This window comes from Duganella sp. FT27W, from assembly GCF_009295655.1.
In the GTDB taxonomy this organism is placed as follows: Bacteria; Pseudomonadota; Gammaproteobacteria; order Burkholderiales; family Burkholderiaceae_D; genus Rugamonas; species Rugamonas zoogloeoides.
The window spans coordinates 283,980-302,819 of sequence record NZ_WHIV01000005.1 but is presented as its reverse complement, the minus strand read 5'-3'; the positions used below and the strand labels follow the sequence as shown (position 1 = coordinate 302,819).

Annotated in this window: 16 protein-coding genes; 5 read left to right on the top strand and 11 right to left on the bottom strand. The window is 64.5% G+C overall.

Annotation, left to right across the window (positions count from 1 at the left end; genetic code table 11):
- Positions 1-62 precede the first annotated feature (62 nt).
- The gene (locus F8197_RS23375; RefSeq protein WP_152883952.1) at positions 63-488 is read left to right on the top strand and encodes a VOC family protein; all 426 of its coding nucleotides are present in this window, start codon (positions 63-65) and stop codon (positions 486-488) included.
- Between the two features lie 53 nt (positions 489-541).
- On the opposite strand, the gene F8197_RS23370 is transcribed toward F8197_RS23375, so the two are convergent.
- The 7 genes from F8197_RS23370 to xapA all read right to left on the bottom strand — a co-directional run bounded on the left by F8197_RS23370 (position 542) and on the right by xapA (position 9,173).
- Positions 542-1,813 carry a nucleoside deaminase gene (locus F8197_RS23370; RefSeq protein ID WP_152883951.1) on the bottom strand — a complete coding sequence of 424 codons (1,272 nt, stop codon included), beginning with the start codon at positions 1,811-1,813 and terminating at the stop codon, positions 542-544.
- A gap of 4 nt (positions 1,814-1,817) precedes the next feature.
- Positions 1,818-2,279, bottom strand: coding sequence for a cytidine deaminase (locus F8197_RS23365; RefSeq protein ID WP_152883949.1), 462 nt, complete (start codon positions 2,277-2,279; stop codon positions 1,818-1,820).
- A gap of 15 nt (positions 2,280-2,294) precedes the next feature.
- On the bottom strand, positions 2,295-3,617 hold the full coding sequence (deoA, locus tag F8197_RS23360) for a thymidine phosphorylase (RefSeq protein ID WP_152883947.1): 1,323 nt from the start codon (positions 3,615-3,617) through the stop codon (positions 2,295-2,297).
- 90 nt (positions 3,618-3,707) lie between these two features.
- Entirely contained in the window at positions 3,708-6,101 is a 2,394-nt protein-coding gene (locus F8197_RS23355; RefSeq protein ID WP_373996958.1) for an aldehyde dehydrogenase family protein, read from the bottom strand.
- A 15-nt stretch (positions 6,102-6,116) separates the two neighbouring features.
- Positions 6,117-7,088 carry a deoxyribose-phosphate aldolase gene (gene deoC, locus F8197_RS23350; protein ID WP_019921497.1) on the bottom strand — a complete coding sequence of 324 codons (972 nt, stop codon included), beginning with the start codon at positions 7,086-7,088 and terminating at the stop codon, positions 6,117-6,119.
- Complete coding sequence (locus F8197_RS23345; protein WP_152883946.1) at positions 7,085-8,278, bottom strand: phosphopentomutase; 1,194 nt, start codon at positions 8,276-8,278, stop codon at positions 7,085-7,087. The genes deoC and F8197_RS23345 overlap by 4 nt, the downstream gene beginning before the upstream one ends.
- A 55-nt stretch (positions 8,279-8,333) precedes the next feature.
- Positions 8,334-9,173 (bottom strand): xanthosine phosphorylase, encoded by an 840-nt coding sequence (xapA, locus tag F8197_RS23340; RefSeq protein WP_019921495.1) that lies wholly within the window; start codon positions 9,171-9,173, stop codon positions 8,334-8,336.
- A gap of 265 nt (positions 9,174-9,438) precedes the next feature.
- On the opposite strand from xapA, the gene F8197_RS23335 reads away from it, so the two are divergent.
- From F8197_RS23335 to F8197_RS23325, 3 genes are read left to right on the top strand one after another with little or no spacing between them, the layout of a single operon-like run.
- Positions 9,439-10,605 (top strand): carbohydrate kinase, encoded by a 1,167-nt coding sequence (locus F8197_RS23335; RefSeq protein ID WP_373996957.1) that lies wholly within the window; start codon positions 9,439-9,441, stop codon positions 10,603-10,605.
- A gap of 12 nt (positions 10,606-10,617) precedes the next feature.
- Positions 10,618-11,529 carry a pseudouridine-5'-phosphate glycosidase gene (locus F8197_RS23330; RefSeq protein ID WP_019921493.1) on the top strand — a complete coding sequence of 304 codons (912 nt, stop codon included), beginning with the start codon at positions 10,618-10,620 and terminating at the stop codon, positions 11,527-11,529.
- A gap of 13 nt (positions 11,530-11,542) precedes the next feature.
- Positions 11,543-12,460, top strand: a complete 918-nt coding sequence (locus F8197_RS23325) for a LysR family transcriptional regulator (protein WP_056137576.1) — start codon at positions 11,543-11,545, stop codon at positions 12,458-12,460.
- On the opposite strand, the gene pcp is transcribed toward F8197_RS23325, so the two are convergent.
- The 4 genes from pcp to F8197_RS23305 form a co-directional block, all read right to left on the bottom strand.
- Positions 12,450-13,100 (bottom strand): pyroglutamyl-peptidase I, encoded by a 651-nt coding sequence (pcp, locus tag F8197_RS23320; protein ID WP_152884596.1) that lies wholly within the window; start codon positions 13,098-13,100, stop codon positions 12,450-12,452. The genes F8197_RS23325 and pcp overlap by 11 nt on opposite strands.
- A gap of 72 nt (positions 13,101-13,172) precedes the next feature.
- Positions 13,173-14,129, bottom strand: a complete 957-nt coding sequence (locus F8197_RS23315; RefSeq protein WP_152883944.1) for a DUF979 domain-containing protein — start codon at positions 14,127-14,129, stop codon at positions 13,173-13,175.
- Complete coding sequence (locus F8197_RS23310; RefSeq protein ID WP_152884594.1) at positions 14,126-14,824, bottom strand: DUF969 domain-containing protein; 699 nt, start codon at positions 14,822-14,824, stop codon at positions 14,126-14,128. The genes F8197_RS23315 and F8197_RS23310 overlap by 4 nt, the downstream gene beginning before the upstream one ends.
- Positions 14,825-14,892: 68 nt before the next feature.
- Positions 14,893-17,250 carry a TonB-dependent receptor gene (locus F8197_RS23305; protein WP_193333545.1) on the bottom strand — a complete coding sequence of 786 codons (2,358 nt, stop codon included), beginning with the start codon at positions 17,248-17,250 and terminating at the stop codon, positions 14,893-14,895.
- A 507-nt stretch (positions 17,251-17,757) separates the two neighbouring features.
- Here F8197_RS23305 and F8197_RS23300 point away from each other — a divergent pair.
- Positions 17,758-18,753, top strand: coding sequence for a BMP family protein (locus tag F8197_RS23300; protein ID WP_152883942.1), 996 nt, complete (start codon positions 17,758-17,760; stop codon positions 18,751-18,753).
- Positions 18,754-18,840: the final 87 nt, after the last annotated feature.

Sequence of the window (18,840 nt, the reverse complement as noted above, 5' to 3'; positions counted from 1 at the left end):
GTCATTGAACTTGCTCCCCGTTCGGTGATCGAAACAGTTCCACTTTCCGCACTGGAGGAACCATGACCAGCATCCCCAAGCCAACCTTGTGCAATGTCGTGCCCTGCGTGCGCTACCGCGATGCGCCGGCCGCCATCAAATGGCTGAGCGACACCTTCGGCTTCGAACCCCAGCTGGTGGTGCCCAACGACGACGGCACCATCGCCCACGCCCAGCTGGTATTCGGCAATGGCGTGATCATGCTCAGTTCCGTCTTCAACACCGAGTTCGGCCGCCTGATGAAACAGCCGGCCGACATCGGCCATGCGGTCACGCAAAGCACCTACCTGGTCGTCAACGACGCCGACCACGTGTACAGCCGGGTGCTCGAGGCTGGCGCCGAGATCCTGCTCGACATCAAGGACGAAGACTACGGCGGCCGGGGGTTTACCTGCCGCGATCCGGAGGGGCATATCTGGAGTATCGGCACCTACGACCCGCAAACCTGATGGAGCACCCACCCTGACCTCCAGCGCTGCGTTGCGGCTCCTTGCTCTGGCGGTCAGGCCGGGCGCTTGAGGGCAGCGACCAGCGCCTGGTCACGGACCTGGGTAGGATGCAGGCGGATGACGTCGCGGTACAGCGGTGGCATGGCCGCGCACAGGGCGGCCAGGGCTGCTGCGTCGATGCGTGGCGTCACGTACTGGAACTGGTGCGGGTTATGGTCAGGCAGCGGGCCTTCCATGGTCGAGGCCCAGGCGCCCAGGTCCATGAAGCTGGCGGCGCCGTGGTCCGGTCCGTGCGCAAACACGAACGTGCCTTCGCGCGGGTGGCCCAGGTACCGCCGCACCTCTTCCTGTTCCTCCGGCGTGGCGCCGTCCATCAGCTTGTAGCGCAGCTGCGCGTAGGCGCGCGTGATTTCCATGAACGCGGTGCGGATGCCCGACTGCGCGCGCTTGCCGGACATGCACAGCAGCAGGTTGCCGAAGGCGTCGAGCAGGGCCACGGCGTCGCCTTTGGATACAGCGGCGCCTGCGCTGTGGCTGGCGTGGTGACCTTCCTTCTCATTGCCCTGGTCCCGCGCCATGGCTTGCAGCAAAAACGGCGCCAGGCCGGCGTCAGGCGCATGCGGTGCGCAGCGGTACGTCAGCGCATCGGGATGCAGCTGTTTGAGCGCGCGCACGATGCGGTGGTCGGGCGCCAGCGTGGCCGGGTCGCGCAGCTGATCGCGCGCGCGGTCGGCGCCGAACAACGCCACCACTTCGCGCGAAGTGGCTTCGAACGCCAGCGCGCACAGCGCCTGGGTGGCCTCCGCGATGGTTTTACCGATGAAGAACGAGCGCGGCGTGGCGCCGGCGCCCGCGCGCGCATACAGCGATGCGCCCAGCACCGCCGGGTAGCTGAAGCTGCGTTGCGCCTGTGCGCGCAAGCCTGCCGGCAGCGCTTCGAACACAGCCGCCTCATCGTAGTTGATGCCGGCAATGCGGTCGGGCGCGGCTGCCACCACGTTGAAGCCGCCGGCCAGGATCGCGCCGCTGCACATGCAGCACGGGTCGAGCGTGGTGACGATGGTGATATCTTCGGGCGGCGGCAGCGCGCGGCCCCGGGCCCGTTCGGCGTAGTACCAGTCGATCAGCTGGCGTTCGCCGTGCGCGGTGGGGTCGAACACCAGGCCGTGCAAAACGACGTTGTTGTGCAACGACTTGAGCACGTTGCCGTGCTGGTCGAGCATCAGGCCACCAACACCGAACGTGCCCTGGGTCTTGGCCGCGATGGCCTCGGCCGCCGCAATGGCGACGGCGGCCTGGACATCGATTGTCTTCTTGAAGACCAAGGACTTACTTCTTCAGGTCGGCGCGGCCGAACCCGTTGGGCAGCTGTTCGGCTGCCGTGGTCTCCAAAATGTCGCCCTTGAGATTGGTGAGCAGCACCGGCAGCTCGTCGCCGCCCAGTTCCAGGATCACCTGGCGGCATGCGCCGCACGGGGCGATCGGGCCGTCGGTCTCGCCGATCACGACCAGCTGGTCGAAGTCGCCGGGCTGGTAGCCGTGGGCAAAGGCGCTGAAGAACGCCGTGCGCTCGGCGCAGTTGCACAAGCCATAGGCGGCGTTTTCCACGTTACAGCCGTGGAAAACCTTGCCGTCGCGGGTTTGCAGCGCGGCGCCGACCTTGAAGTTGGAGTACGGCGTGTAAGCCTTCAGGCGCGCGGCGGTGGCTTCGGCGATCAGTTCTTGTTTGTTCATGGTGTCCTCTTGTTTTTGTGATGCCGGCTGGCCGCGGCTCTGACCCCGCACTGCCATCCGGCTGTTTCGGGGTTACGGGCGGATCGTGCGGTATACCACCGGGTTGGCGGCGGGTGCCGTCTCGCCGATCTGGTACGCCGCCTGGATCTCGCGGATCGCCTGCTCGGCTGCTTCCTGCGTGCGCGCATGGACCATTGCCAGCGGCTGGCCGGCTTCGATCTTGTCGCCGAGGCCCGCCAGGCCGGTCAGGCCGACCGCGAAGTCGATCGGGTCGGCCGCGCGGCGGCGCCCGCCGCCCAGCGATACCACGGCCAAGCCGATCTCGCGGCAGTTGGTGGTGGCCGCATAACCGGATACCAGCGCCGGCGCCGGCACGATGATCGGCGAGCGTTCCAGGTACTTGTCCGGATTGTCCATCAGGTCGGCCGGGCCGCCCAGGGCCGTGACCATGCGGGCGAAGCGTTCGGCCGCTTCGCCGCTGTCGAGCGACGCTTGCAGCTTGGCGCGCGCTTCGTCTTCGGTCGCAGCCAGCTTGCCCAGCACCAGCATCTCGGCGCACAGCGCCATCGTCACTTCGTGCAGGCGTGCGGGGCGCGACTTGCCGGTCAGGTAGTCGATTGCGCCGCGCACTTCCACCGCGTTGCCGGCGTAAGGCGCCAGCGATTCGTTCATGTCGGTCAGGATGGCGGACGTGGTCATGCCCGCGCCGTTACCCACCTGGACGATGCTCTCGGCCAGTTCCACCGACTTTTCGTATGTGGGCATGAAGGCGCCGGTGCCGGTCTTCACGTCCATCACCAGCGCATCGAGGCCGGCCGACAGCTTTTTCGACAGAATCGAGCCGGTGATCATGGCCACCGATTCCACGGTGGCGGTGACATCGCGCACACCATAGAAAATCTTGTCGGACGGCGCCAGCGACGCCGTCTGACCGATGATGGCCACGCCCACTTCCTTGACCACTTTGCGGAACAAGGCGTTGTCCGGCACCGTGCTGTAGCCGGGGATCGAATCGAACTTGTCGAGCGTGCCGCCGGTGTGACCGAGGCCACGGCCCGAGATCATCGGCACGAAGCCGCCGCACGCAGCGATCATGGGGCCCAGCAGCAGCGAGACCACGTCACCGACACCGCCGGTAGAGTGTTTATCGACCACGGGACCCGGCAAATCGAGCGAGCGCCAGTCCAGCACTTCGCCCGAGTCGCGCATGGCCAAGGTGAACGCCACGCGTTCGTCCATGGTCATGTCGTTGAAATACACGGCCATCGCCAGTGCGGCGATCTGGCCTTCGGTGATGCTTTTGGTGGTGATGCCACCGACGAAGAACTGGATCTCCTGGGCCGACAGGATGCCGCCGTCACGCTTCTTGCGTATGATCTCTTGAGGTAAAAACATGCGATTCTCCGCTTGGAAATATGGTGCTGAAAGTGATACGGGCCGGCAGCTCCAAAGGAACGCCGGCCCTGATTGTCCTGTCCTTAAGCGTTAAACGCCGTAAGGAATCCAGACATTCTTGACTTGCGACGCATGCGCCAGCACTGCGCGGCCGCCGGCTTGGGCCGTGCTATACCAGTCGCGGCCCTTGGCGCCGCCCACCCAGGTGCGCTTGAGCGACGCGGCCGACAGGCGCTCCACTTCAGCGCAACCGGCAGCCGAGCCGTCGTGGCGCCACACGGCGTCGATGTCGCTGTGCGTGGCCAGCGTGCGCGCCAGTTCGTCGGCGCTGCCGGTGACGATGTTCACCACGCCACCGGGCAGGTCCGACGTATCGAACACCTGGTACAAATCGGTGGCCGACAGCGGATGCGCTTCGGACGGCACCACCACCGCGCGGTTGCCCATCGCGATGGCAGGAGCGACGAGCGAGATCAGTCCCAGCAGCGGCGCCTCGTTCGGGCACACGATGCCGATCACGCCGACCGGTTCGTTCAGCGCCACGGTCACACCGTGCATCGGCGGCTGGTGCGCCAGGCCGTCGTACTTGTCGGCGTACGCTGCGTAGTAGAACAGGCGTTCGATCGAAGCCTGCACTTCCTTCTCGGCGCTGGCGCTCGAGGCGCCGGTCATGGCGGCAATGCGCGCCGCGAATTCCTCGCCACGTGCGGCCAGGTTTTCCGCGATGTAGTACAGCACTTGCGCGCGGTTGTGCGCGGTCGCTTTCGACCAGCCGCCGGCTTTGTGGGCCGCTTCCACCGCGTTGCGGATGTCCTTGCGGCTGCCCTCGCCCACTTCGGCGATGAAGGCGCCATCGGCACCGTGGACTGCGCGGCTGTAGGCGCCGTCAGGGCGCGTCTGCTTGCCGCCGATGTACATCTTGGCGGTGCGGTCGATGGCAAACGCGCCACCGGCAGCAATCGGCGCCGGCGCCTTGATCTTGGCCGGAGCAGCCAGGACCGGCGCAGCAGGACGTGCATCTTCCGACAGCGCGGTCAGATATTCGTACATGCCTTCGCGGCCGCCTTCACGGCCGAAGCCGGACTCGCGGTAGCCGCCGAAGCCGCAGGCGGCGTCGAACTGGTTGGCGGTGTTAATCCACACCACGCCAGCCTTGATCTGCGGCGCGACGTCGAGCGCCAGCGAGATGTTCTCGGTCCACACGCACGCGGCCAGGCCATACACGGTGTTGTTGGCCAGTTGTACCGCTTCCGGCGGGGTGCGGAAGCTCATGGCGACCAGCACCGGTCCGAAGATTTCGGCCTGCGCCACGGCAGCCGAGGTGGAGGCGCCGGTGATCAGCGTGGGCGGGAACCATGCGCCATCGACGGGAATATCGCACGCCGGCTGGTACACGGTGCAGCCTTCGGCGCGGGCCGATTCCACCAGTTCGGTGATGCGCTGCTGCTGGATCGGATCGACCAGCGCACCGACGTCGATCGATTTTTCCAGCGGCGCACCGAGCGTGAGCTTGTCCATGCGCGCGCGCAGCTTGGCCAGGAACTTGGCTTCGACCGACTCCTGCACCAGCAGGCGCGAACCGGCGCAGCATACCTGCCCCTGGTTGAACCAGATCGAATCGACCAGGCCTTCGACGGCCGCGTCCAGGTCCGCGTCTTCGAACACGATGAATGGCGACTTGCCGCCCAGTTCCAGCGACAGCTTCTTGCCGCTGCCGGCAGTGGCAATGCGGATCTGGCGACCGACTTCGGTGGAACCGGTGAAGGCCAGCTTGTCGATGCCCGCGTGGTTGACGATGGCTTCGCCCACGGCGCCGTCGCCGGTGACGATGTTGACGACGCCGGCCGGCACGCCAGCCTGCACGCAGATTTCGGCAAACAGCATGGCGGTCAGCGACGTGAATTCGGCCGGCTTGAACACGACCGTGTTACCGGCAGCCAGCGCCGGTGCGATTTTCCACGACAGCATCAGCAGCGGGAAATTCCACGGCACGATCTGGCCCACCACGCCCACGGCGCGGTAGTCGGCAAATTCTTCGGCTTGCAGTTGCGCCCAGCCGGCGTGGTAGTAGAAGTGGCGCGCGGCCAGCGGCAGGTCGACGTCGCGGGTTTCGCGGATGGTCTTGCCGTTGTCCAGGGTTTCCAGCACCGCGAACAGGCGCGCATGCTTTTGCAGCAGGCGTGCGATCGCGTACAGCACCTTGGCGCGGCCATGGCCGCCCAGTGCCTGCCAGCCCGGCTGCGCGCGGCGCGCGGCGGCTACGGCGCGGTCGACATCGTCGCCGGTCGCTTGCGTGAGGTCGGCCAGCTTGGAAGCATCGGCCGGGTTGGTGGAGGCGAACAGTGCGCCGGCGTCGGTCCAGGCGTTGTCGATGAACAGGCCGAAGGTGCGGCCGTGTTGTTCCAGCCACGCTTGCGCTTCTTTCTGGCTTTCGGGTGCTGGGCCGTATTCCATGGTGTTGAGGATCTCTTTAATTGATGGCATGACGTGTCCAGATTCTTAAGGTTGGGCGTGACGGTGCGCGGCCGAATAACTGCCGGTCACGTAATGTTCGAGCTGGCGTTCGATGTCGGTCAGCAGGCTCGAAGCACCAATGCGGAACAGGTGCGGCTCGAGCCACTCGTTGCCCAGTTCTTCCTTCATCAGGGTCAGGTACTGCAATGCCGCTTTCGCCGTGCCCACGCCGCCCGCAGGCTTGTAGCCGATCTTGAAACCGGTCTGCTCGTGGTAGTCGCGAATCGCGCGCACCATCGTCAGCGACACGGGAATCGTGGCATTCACAGGCTCCTTGCCGGTGGACGTCTTGATGAAGTCAGCGCCGGCCATCATGCACACCCACGACGCCTTGGCCACGTTTTCCAGCGTCACCAGTTCACCGGTGGCCAGGATGGCTTTCACGTGCGCGTCGCCGCAGGCCTGGCGGTAAGCCAGCATCTCGTCGTACAGCGCCTGCCAGTTGCCGGTCAGGACGTGCTGACGCGTGATCACGATATCGATTTCGGACGCGCCGGCAGCCACCGACAGTTCGATCTCGCGCACCTTGGTTTCCATGCTGGTGAGACCAGCCGGGAAACCGGTGGAGACGGCGGCGATCGGCAGGCGGCCTTGCAGCACTTCGCCGGCCGGCTTGATCATCTCGTGGTACACGCACACGGCGCCGGTGGTGAGCGGGTAATCGGACAGGCCCAGTGCCTCGACCAGGTCGGCGCGCAGCGGACGCATGGCCTTGCGGCACAGGCGCTCCACGCGGCCCGGGGTGTCGTCTCCCGACAGCGTGGTCAGGTCGATCAGGCCGATGGCCTTGACCAGCCACGCAGCCTGGTACTCTTTTTTCACCGTGCGGCGGTTGGCCAGGCTGGCGGCGCGGCGGTCGGCCGCGCTCTTGTTGATGTGGATGTGGTTGATCCAGCCCAGGTCCAGCGGGACGGCTTCGTTACGCTTGAAATCAGCGAGGTGCAAGTCTTGGCTCATAACAGGTTGTTTCCGTTGGAAAGTGGTGGCACGCCCAGGTGGTGCGCCAGGGTCTGGCCGATGTCGGAGAACGATTCCGAGATGGGCAGCTGCTGCGGCTTGATACCGGGGCCGAAGAAAATCATCGGGATGTGTTCGCGCGTGTGGTCGGAGCCGGGCCAGGTCGGGTCGCAACCATGGTCGGCGGTGATCACGGCCACGTCGCCGTCCTGCATGCGGGCGATGAACTCGGGCAGGCGCGCATCCATTTCGTGCAGCGCGTTCGAGTAGCCGGTAACGTCGCGGCGGTGGCCGAAAGCCTGGTCGAAGTCGACGAAGTTGACGAACGTGAGCGACTTGTCGCCCGCCTCGTCCTGGACTTTCAGCAACGCGTCGAACAGCGCCATATTGTCCTTGCCCTTGACCACGCGCGACACGCCTTGCGTGGCAAAGATGTCGCTGATCTTGCCGAGCGCGATCACTTCGCCGCCATCGTTCTTCACGTGGTCGAGCAAGGTGGGCGCCGGTGGCGCGACCGCGTAGTCGTGACGGTTGGTGGTGCGGGTGTAATTGCCGTTGGCGCCGGTGAACGGACGCGCGATCACGCGGCCGATGTTGTACGGCTCCACCAGCTTGAAGGCGATCTCGCACACCTGATACAGGCGCTCGAGGCCGAACGATTCTTCATGCGCGGCGATCTGCAGCACCGAATCGGCCGAGGTGTAGATGATCGGTTTGCCGGTAGCGACGTGTTCATCGCCATGCTTGTTGATGATTTCCGTGCCCGAGGCGTGGCAGTCGCCGAGAAAACCCGGCACGCCAGTCAGTTCCTGCAGCTTTTGCGTGAGCTCCGCCGGGAACGACGGCACCGTTTTCGGGAAATAGCCCCAGTCGAATTCCACCGGCACGCCGGCGATCTCCCAGTGGCCGGACTGGGTGTCCTTGCCGGTGGAGCGCTCGCGCGCGGCGCCGTAGGCGGCGGTGAAACCGTCACGCTGGTTGAAACCCTGGGCCCACTCGCCGCTGGCGGCATGGGCGGCCGCGGCCAGGCCCAGTTTTTCCATCACCGGCAACTGCATCGGCGTGCCAGCCTTGGCGGCCCAGTCGGCGATATGGCCGAAAGTGTTGACGCCGACATCGTTGTACTTGTCCGCGTCGGGCGTGGCGCCGAGGCCGAAGGAATCAAGCAGGAGGATAAATGCGCGTTTCATGGTGTGCTCCTTCAAAAGCAAAAAAGGGCGGACCAGCCGCCCCTTCGGGTATTACTTACGCCTGCGGGGTTTTGCCCACGTTGGCCAGGAAGGCCAAAATCACTTCGATCAGCGACGTGGCGGCAACGGCTGCGTATTTCAGCGTTTGCTCGTGCGACAGCGGGAACGGCGACAGGCCCTCTGCCAGGTTGGTGATGGCGGACACGCCCACCACTTTCAGGCCGCAATGACGGGCCGACACCACTTCCGGCACCACCGACATGCCGACGACATCGGCGCCCAGCGTTTTGAAGGCGCGGATTTCGGCCGGGGTCTCGAAGTTGGGACCGGCGTAGGCGATGTACACGCCTTCGTGCAGCGGCACGTTCTTTTCCTTGGCCGACGCGTGCAGCAGCGCGCGCAGGTCGGCGTCGTAGGCGTTGGCCATGCTGAAGAAGCGCGGACCGAAACGCTCGTCGTTAGGGCCCATCATCGGGGTGCCCGGCAGGTAGTTGATATGGTCGGTCAGCGCCACCAGCGAGCCGGCATCGACTTCGGTGCGCAGCGAACCGGCCGCATTGGTCACGAACAGCATCTCGCAGCCCAGCAGTTTCATGGTGCGCACGGCGCTGGTCATCACGCCCAGGCCATAGCCTTCGTACACGTGGCCGCGGCCCTTCATGCACACCACCTGCACGCCCGCCAGGGTGCCCACCACCAGTTCGCCGGCGTGGCCGTGCACGGTGCTGATCGGGAAGCCCGGCAGCTCGTTGAAGCTGATGGTGACTGCGTCGGTCATCTGCTCGGCCAGCACGCCCAGGCCGGAGCCCAGGATCATCGCCACGCGTGGCTTGAAGTCTGCAGGAATGCGGGCACGGACGATTTCGGCGGCCTGGAATGGGGAGTTGCTGGACATGATTTTCCTCTGTTGTTCTTGGGATGGGCCGATCGGGTCGCGCCGAGAGACGGCCATTGGACGAGCATGGAGATGCGACATGATGCCTCATCCCCATTATGTATGGCAAATACCATTTTTCTTGCCCATTTATATTTGGCGCATATAAATGGGCCAGTATTATAAATCATCCGAAACTTCGCTGACGCAAGCTACTGATAGCGGTTGACCGAATTCAGACATTTGTTTACCATCACAGACAAATGTTTAAACCAGACCATGCCTTGTGAACGAACTCTCGAAGAAGGAACAGCTGTACCAGCTGATCCACGCCAATCCCTTCATCTCGCAGCAGGACCTGGCGGCGGACCTGGGCCTGTCGCGCTCGGCCGTGGCCGGCCATATCGCCAGCCTGATCCGCGAGCGGCGCCTGCTCGGCCGCGCCTACGTGCTGCCGGCGCCGCGCGACCAGCGCCCGGTGGTGTGCATCGGCGCGGCCAACGTGGACCGCAAGCTGCGCACCATCGCCGCCCTGCAAGCCGGCACCTCGAATCCCGCCACCGCGTCGGAAGCCTATGGCGGCGTGGCGCGCAATATCGCCGAGAACCTGGCGCGCCTGCAAACCCCGGTAGCGCTGCTGACCGCCCTCGGCGACGACGGCGCCGGCCGCGCACTGCAAGACCATGCGCAGGCCACCGGCATCGACACGCGCGGCAGCCTGGCGCTGGCCAATACCGCCAGCGGCACCTACACCGCCATCCTCGACGCCGAAGGCGAACTGCACGTGGCCCTGGCCGACATGGCGCTGTACGACCAACTGACGCCCGAATTTCTGGCCAGCCGCGCGCCGCAACGCGCCGCCGCCGCGCTCACGGTCGCGGACCTGAACCTGCCACGCGACACGGTGGCCGCGCTGATCGACAGCGCCCGAAACGACGCCGCTGGCGCACCGCTGGTTCTTGTCGCCGTCTCGCAGCCCAAGATGGCGCGCCTGCCGCACGACCTGCACGGCGTGCGCCTGTTGATCCTCAACCGCGCCGAACTTGAAACCCTGGCCGGCCGCCTGCTCCCCACCGAAGCCGACGTGCGCGCCGCCTGCGCCGAGGTGCAGCAACGCGGCGCGCGCGACGTCATCGTCACCTGCGGCAGCCAGGGCGTGTTCCACACCCGCGCCGGCCAGCTGGTGTGGCTGGCCGCGCACCAGGTAAAAGTGGTCGATGTAACCGGCGCCGGCGATGCCTTCTCCGCCGCGGTCTGCTGGTCGCTGGTGCAGGAACAAGACAGTGCCGACCTGACCCTGGCCTGCCGGCGTGGCCTGGCGCTGGCCGCCGTCACCGTGCAAAGCGCCAGCACCGTGGCGCCACTGTCCGACGCCGGCCTGCTCGACAACATCTCCGATACCGATGCGACGCACGACCCCGGCAATGCCGCGCCGCTCTATACCAACGCATAACAAGGAACCATCATGCATCAATACCTGCTGTTCTCCCCTGAAGTTGCCGCCGCCCGCGCTGCCGGCAAGGCCATCGTCGCGCTGGAATCGACCATCATCTCGCACGGCATGCCCTACCCGCAAAACGTGCAGATGGCGCGTGAAGTGGAACAGATCATCCGCGACGGCGGCGCCGTGCCGGCCACCATCGCCATCATCGGCGGCAAGATCTGCATCGGCCTGTCCGATGAACAGTTAGAGCTGCTGGGCACCTCGCCCGACGCCATGAAGGTCAGCCGCCGCGACCTGCCGTTCGTGCTGTCGCAGTCGAAGCTGGGCGCCACCACCGTGGCCGCCACCATGATCTGCGCCGAACTGGCCGGCATTTCCGTGTTTGTCACCGGCGGCATCGGCGGCGTGCACCGTGGCGCCGAGACCAGTTTCGACATCTCGGCCGACTTGCAGGAACTGGCGCAGACGTCGGTGGCCGTGGTGTGTGCGGGCGTGAAATCGATCCTCGACATCGGCTTGACGCTCGAATACCTGGAAACCCACGGCGTGCCGGTGGTGAGCGTGGGCCAGCGCGGCTTCCCGGCGTTCTTCACCCGCGAGAGCGGCTTCAATGCCGACTTCCAGCTCGACACCCCGGCCGAGCAAGCTGGCTTCATCCGCACCAAGTGGGCATTGGGCCTCAAGGGCGGCGTGGTGGTCAGCAACCCGGTGCCGGCCAGCGAGGCGATGCCGAAAGAAGAGATCGACGCCATCACGCTGCAGGCGCTGGGCGAAGCGGATGATCAGGGCGTGACCGGCAAGAACGTCACGCCGTTCCTGCTCGCGCGCATCAAGGCGCTGACCGCAGGCCGCAGCCTGGTGACCAATATCGCGCTGGTGAAAAACAACGCCCGCTGCGGCGCCGCGCTGGCGGTGGCGATGCTCGCCGCCTGATACACTAACGCCCATGTCCATCGACCTGAAACAACTGAAGTACTTCCTCGCCGTCGCAGAAGAAAAGAGTTTCAGCCGGGCGGCCGAGCGGCTGCACATATCGCAGCCGCCGCTCAGCCAGCAGATCATGAAGCTCGAGAGCGAACTCGGTGTGAAGCTGTTCGCCCGCACCACGCGCACGTTCGAGCTTACCGTGGCCGGCAAGGCGCTCATGAGCGAGGCCTCCGACCTGCTGGGCCGCATGCGCATGACCATCGACACCATCCGCCAGATCGATCGCGGCGAAGTCGGCCGCCTGCGCGTGGGCATCGTCGGTTCGGCCATGTGGGGACCGATCCCCAGCCTGCTCGAGGAATTCCAGACCAAGTTCCCGCGCGTGACCTGGACCATCCACGAACTGGGCCCCACCCTGCAATACGAGGCGCTGCGCGCCAAGCAGGTGGACGTGGGATTCTGGCGCGAGCCGCGCATCGACGAAGATCTGCTGCGCCAGGATCACCTGCGCCAGGAGCTGTGCTTCAAGGAGGATGTGTGCGTGGCGATCAACGAGCACCACCCGCTGGCCAAGGCCGACGCCATCGAGTTGATCGACATTGCCAACGAACCGATGCTCACGCTGGCGCTCGACAAGTCGTCGTTCCCGCGCTATTTGATCCAGTGCTGCGTGGATGCCGGCTTCCAGCCGACCATTTTCCAGGAAGCGACCGAGCCGCAAACCCTGCTGGCGATGGTGGGCGCGGGCCTGGGCGTCACGCTGCTGCCCGAAACTACCAGCCGCATCGGCTGGCCCGGCGTGGTGTTCGTACCGATCCGCACCAACCCGCCATCGGCCAATCTTTACATTACCTACACCGCGCTGGACGACGCGCCGGTGGTGCGCGCCTTTCTCAACATTCTCAATCCACCGGCCCGCACCGACATCAGTGAGTGACGCCGCCCGACTCGCGCACATCGACCGTGTGGGCGAGCGTGGTGCGGATCGCGATACGCAACCCTTCCACCATGTCGTCGAGCCGCATGCTGGCAGTGCCCGGATGGGCGGCGGCCTGCTGCGGCAGGTACGGAATATGGATAAAGCCGGCGCGCATGGTGGTACCCCAGTCGCGCGCCTGGTGCATCAGGCCGTAGAACACGTGGTTGCACACGAAGGTGCCGGCGGTTTGCGACACCGATGCCGGCAGCCCCGCCTCGCGCAGCGCGTGGACGATGGCCTTGATCGGCAAGGTGGAGAAGTACGCGGCCGGCGCGCCATACACCACCGGCTGGTCGACGATCTGGCGCTGCACGTTGTCGGCAATCGGGGCGTCGTCGATGTTGATGGCGATGCGCTCGACCGACAGATCGACGCGGCCGCCCGCCTGCCCCACGGCGATCACCATGCATGGCTGCAGTTCTTCCACCGCGTGGTGCAGCACCTTGTTGGCCTGTCCGAATACGCACGGCAGCTGACGCGCGTGGACGATGAAGTCGCCCTCGCTCCAGCCCTGCAGGGCACGCACGGCTTCCCACGATGGGTTGATGGTCTCCTGGTTGAAAGGCTCGAAGCCCGTCAACAGGATGATTTTTCGCATTGGCATATTGGTTACCTCCTACCTCCTACCAGGACGCTACTCTACTCCAATTGTCGTTGCCCGGCATGACCGTTACAAATTCATCAAAAAGTACAGCAGCGCGATATTGGCCAGTAATACCGGCACTGCGGTGGCCACCTGCGCCTTGATCACGGCGTTCTTGTCGGGCAGTTCGAGCAGCGCGGCCGGCACGATATTGAAGTTGGCCGCCATCGGCGTCATGAGCGTGCCGCAGTAGGCGCTGAACATGCCGATCGCCGCCATCACCGCCGGATTGGCGTCAAACACACCGACCAGCACCGGCACCCCGACGCCGCCCGCGATCACCGGGAAAGCCGCGAAGCCGTTCCCCATGATGATGGTAAACAGCGCCATGCCCAGGCAGTACACGGCCACCGCCACCAGCTTCATGTCCATGTCGATGTACGACGTGACCACGTGCGCCACCGCCTTGCCCATGCCCGCTTCGGAAAACAGCAGGCCCAGTACCGCCAGCATGTGCGGCAGCACCACGGCCCACCCCAGGTGATCGACCAGCCGCCGCGATTCGCGCAGCGCCTGCACCGGCGTGGCGCGGGTGAGCGCACAGGCAATGGCAACGGCAATCAGCGAACCGCAACCGAGGCTCGCCAGGGTCAGGTTCTTCTGGTCGAGCAGGAACCGGCCGTCGAATTGCACATCTTTTAATAGCGTGGAACCGATCATGGTCACCACAGGGATGGCCAGCGCGGGCAGCAGCAGCTTGTGACCGAGCCGCGCGGCGCTGCTTTGCCGTTCCTGCGGCGTGCGTTCGCCGTGGCGGCCCAGCGCCACGCCGCCGAAGCCGGCGATCAGCGCCATCACCACCATCAGCGCGCCGGCGGCCATGGGTGGCAGTTCTTCGCCGGCCAGGTACACCACCGCGTACAGGCCCCAGAACAGCGCGCTCGAATACCGCTTCGGATGGTGGCGGTCGCGCAGCGTCATCACGGCAATCGCCAGCAGCATCGCGCCCAGCACATAATAAAAATAGTCGAGGCGGATGATCATGGCGCCATCCGTTTCATGGTGCGCGCAATCTGGGCGTCAAACCGGTGCAGCCGCCATGCGTGAATGATGAAAGCGGTGACCGCCGTCGGGATGCCCCACAGCGCGATGTGCAGCGGATCGACGTTCAGTCCCTCGCCGAGCAGGAAAGTCTGCATCAGCACGATGGCGCCGAAGGCGACAAAGACGTCCTCGCCGAAGAACAGGCCGACGTTGTCGGTGGCGGCGGACATGGCGCGGATGCGGTGGCGCACCGTGTCGGGCAGCTTTGGGTAGCGTACTTCGGCCGCGCCTTCGGCCATCGGCGCGATCAGCGGGCGCACCATGTTCGGGTGGCCGCCGATGCTGGTCAGCCCGAAGGCGGCGCTCACTTCGCGGATGGCAAGATAGACGATCAGCAGGCGACCAGCGGTGGCCGACTTGATGCGGGCGATCGACGCCTGCGCATGCTCCTTCAGGCCGTAGCGCTCGAGCAGGCCGATGGCGGCCAGCGGCAGCAGCAGGATCAATGGCAGGTTGCGGGTTTTGATAAACGCCGCGCCCAGGGTGGCCAGCAGGGTGGGCACGTCCATGGCGGCGGCAAAGCCGGTCACGAAACAGGCGGCGACCACCACCAGCACGGGATGGGCGCGCAGGGCAAAGCCCACGATGATCACGGCCACGCCCAAGAGCGGCCACAGATTGACGGTATGGTTCAACAAAATGCCTCCCAAAGTAAAAAGCCCCGCGCACTTTGCAGTGCGCGGGGCTTTGAATTTACAGCAAATTAGAAATTGACCTTGAAGGTACCGCCCCAGGTGCGCGGTTCGTTCATGATGCCGGTCAGGTTGTCGAAGTCGATCGCGCCGAGGATCACCTGGCGGTCGGTGATGTTACGGCCGAACGCCGCCACTTCGTACTTGCCATTGCCCCACTTGTAGGCCGCGCGCACGCCGCCTTCGGTCAGCTTCTTGGCCGTGTACTCAGGCGCTTCGTACAGGAAGAAATTGTAGCTGGTGCGGTAGGCCCAGTCGGTCATGGCGTAGAACTCGCCGTTGCCGATCTCGGTGCTGTACTTGAGCGTGAAGTTCAGCTGGTTCTTCGGCGCGCGCGGCAGCGGGTTGCCGTCGATGGACGAGTAGCCGGCGCGCGGGCTGAAGTTGGTCGGCGTGCAGCCGCTCGAACCGTCGCCATTCAAGCTGTTGGCGTTGTTACCGCAGTGCTGGACGATCAGGCTCTTGTCCTTGATTTCGGTATCGTTGTAGCTATAGCCGGCGGTCATGCTGAATTCGTCGCTCAGGTTGGCCTGGAAGTCCAGTTCCACGCCGCGCCCGGTCACCTTGTCGGCGTTGATCAGGCGGTTCATATTCACCGTGCCGTTGCCGGCGGTGAGCTGCTTATTCTTCATGCGGTAGTCGAACACCGAAACGCTCAGGCGGGCGCGGCGGTCGAACAGGTCCTGCTTGATGCCGGCCTCGTACGACAAAGCCTTTTCGGCGCCTGCAAACGACGGCTCGCTCTTCAGGTCATCGAGGCGCCCCTGCATCGACGGCGCACGATAGCCGGTGGCCACGCGGGCGAACAGGTTGGTGGTTTTGTTCAGCTCATAGGTGCCGCTCAAGTCCCAGCTGAAGTTGTGCGATGTGTCGTTGAGGTTGAAATTGGTGCGGTCAACCGGGCGCGGACCTTCCACGCGCGAGGCACGGAAATCCTTCTTGTCGTTGGTGTAGCGCACACCCCCGCGCACCTTGAACTGGTCCGATACCGTGTAGTTGAGCGAGCCGAAAGCCGCATACGACTTGGTATCCTGGAACTGCACCGCGTAGTTGGCGTTCTGCGGATTGCCGGGCGCGAAGCTGTTGAAGCTGATGCTGTCGATCTGGATGCTCTCGTCGAAGTAGAACAGGCCGGCGATCCACTGCAGCGGGCCGCGGTAGTTGGACTCGGCGCGGAACTCCTGCGAGAACTGGCGGTGATTCGGCAGCACGTCGGCGGTCTCCACCGGGAACGGGATGTAGCCGGGGCCCGACGGCGGCGCGAAGGCAGCGCCATAGCCGCCATCGACGTCGGCGCGGCTGTAGAACTTGAGTTTTTCGTAGCCGGTGATCGAGTGCAGCGTGATGTCGCCGGTGGTGTACTTCAGGCGCATGCTGCCGCCCTTGGTTTCCAGGTCCTGCTGGTTGATGCCGTCGCTGGCGTACGAACCGTAGTCGAAACCGTCCACCAGGTCGTTGGTGCCCTTCTTGATGATATTGGCGCGGAACAGTGCGGCGTTGCCGTGGTAGTTGCGGGCGTGGACGTTGAACAGGGCAGAGAAGTCCTTGTTCGGCTGCACCAGCGCCTGCAGGCGGAACGCCTGGTCGCCATAGCCTTCGAAGTCCTGGGTGCCCTTGCCGGCGGTAGGGTTGGTGTTGTGCACGCGGTTGTCGCGGTGCTGGCTGGTGCCCGAGAAGCGCAGCGCCACGGTGTCGCTGACCGGCATGTTGAACACGCCTTCGGCCGTCTTGGCCGAAAAGCTGCCGATGCCCAGCTGCAGATAGCCTTCGGTCTTGAAGACCGGCTTGGCCGAGTCGAACTTGATCACGCCGGCCGGGGAGTTACGGCCGAACAGCGTGCCCTGCGGGCCGCGCAGCACTTCCACCTGGTCCACGTCGAACACCGGGAAGCCCTTGAGCATGGCGTTTTCCATCACGATGTCGTCCATCACCAGGCCGACCGGCTGCGACGCGTTCAGGTCGAAGTCGGTGTTGCCGAGACCACGGATGTAAAAGCGCGGGAAGGTGCGGCCGTAGTCCGATTCGATGCTGACCGACGGCGTGCGACCGGACAGGAAGCGGATGTCGGCGGCGCCGGAGGTGAGCACATCGAGCTTGTCGCCCTTGACGGTGGCGATCGACATCGGCACGTCGCGAATGTTCTCGGCGCGGCGCTGGGCGGTGACGATCACGGTTTCGAGCTGGTTGCGGGTGGCCGGGGCAGCGGTGCCGGCGGCGCTGGCGTCCTGTTCCGCCCCCTGCTCTGCCACGGCTGCAGCGACTGCCGCCGCTTCGGCGGCCAGGGCCGACGACAGCGGGAAGGCGCTGGCCACGGCCAGGGCGATCAGCGATGGTACGGCGGACCGCAAGACGAAACGATGTGTGCTCATGGATACTGCTCCCGGATATTGTTTATATGGTTATGTGGAAAACGCTGGATGCGATGCTAGCACGGTCAAAAAGCGCCGCAAACCGGGATTTTCCCCAGCTTGATTAATAGCTAATCGATATAAATAGCCAAGCAAAAACGAATTTGTCGTACATATCAAGACTGATGCATAGTTGTAGGCTGCTTAAAAAATAGTCGCGAGCGGCATGTTTGCTGCGTTGCAGAGTGAAAACGCGGCGGCGGCGGAGAAATTGAAGAAGGCAAGCTGCGCAAGGCGCCGTGTGAAATCGGGCCGGTGTGCATGAAAACGCAACAGTGAAAAAATATTTTATTTGGTTTGCAACGTTGCTGCGGTGCGACACGTGCGAATGCTAGTGATGGTTTCACGCAGCGGCCCCTGAAATGGTCCGATTGCTTAAAAATCAGGCAGTCGATGCGAGAAAACGCGGCCAAAGTACATGTTTCGTCCAATAAAAATATACAATATCGTTCTTCCAGGAGCCTATTCATGAAACTTAAACAACTTAGTTTGACGGTTGCAGCCGTGTTGGTCGCTGCCAGCGCGTCCGCAGCGGCCCCAAAACTGGCCGTCGTGTATGACGCCGGCGGCAAGTTCGACAAATCGTTCAACCAGTCCGCATTCGAAGGCGCCTCGCGCTTCAAGCAGGAAACCGGTATCAATTTCATCGAGGTGCAAGCCTCCAGCGACACCCAGGCCGAGCAGGTGCTGCGTGGCCTGGCCCGCAAGAACCTGGACCTGATCGCTTCGATCGGCTTCGCCCAGCAGGCTGCCGTGCAGAAGGTCGCCAAGGAATTCCCGAAAGTGCGCTTCGTGCTGATCGACGGTGTGGCGCAAGGCGCCAACGTCAACTCGATCACCTTTAAAGAAGAAGAAGGTTCGTACCTGGTCGGCGTGGCTGGCGCCATGGCGTCGAAATCGAAAAAGCTCGGCTTCATCGGCGGCATCGACATTCCGCTGATCCGCACCTTCGCCTGCGGCTACACGCAGGGCGCCAAGGCGGTCAATCCGAAGATCGACATATTCTCCAACATGGTGGGCACCACCGCCGCCGCCTGGAACGATCCGGCCAAGGGTGGCGAACTGGCGCGCTCGCAGTTCGACCGTGGCGTGGACGTGGTATTCGCCGTGGCCGGCGGTTCGGGCATGGGCACGCTGCAAACGGCCAAGGAAAAAGGCAAGCTGGCGATCGGCGTCGATTCGAACCAGAACGCGCTGTATCCAGGCTCGATCCTGACGTCGATGGTCAAGCGCGTGGACAACGCCGTGTACGACTCGTTCACGCAAGTGAAGAACGGCACCTGGAAGGCCGGCGTCACTGCCAAGGGCCTGAAGGAAGGCGGCGTCGATTGGGCGCTGGACGCCAGCAACCGCAAGCTGATCACCCCGGAGATCGAAAAGCGCGTGCTTGGCGCCCGCAAGGACATCATCGACGGCAAGGTCAAGGTGATCGACATCCGTTCGGGCGCGGCCTGCCCGGTCTGATCCCTGTTTGACTTCAGAGCGCGCCGCCGGGGAGCATCCCCGGCGGCGCGTTTGGTTTTTTTCTTATTACTCCGCACCGACTACGAC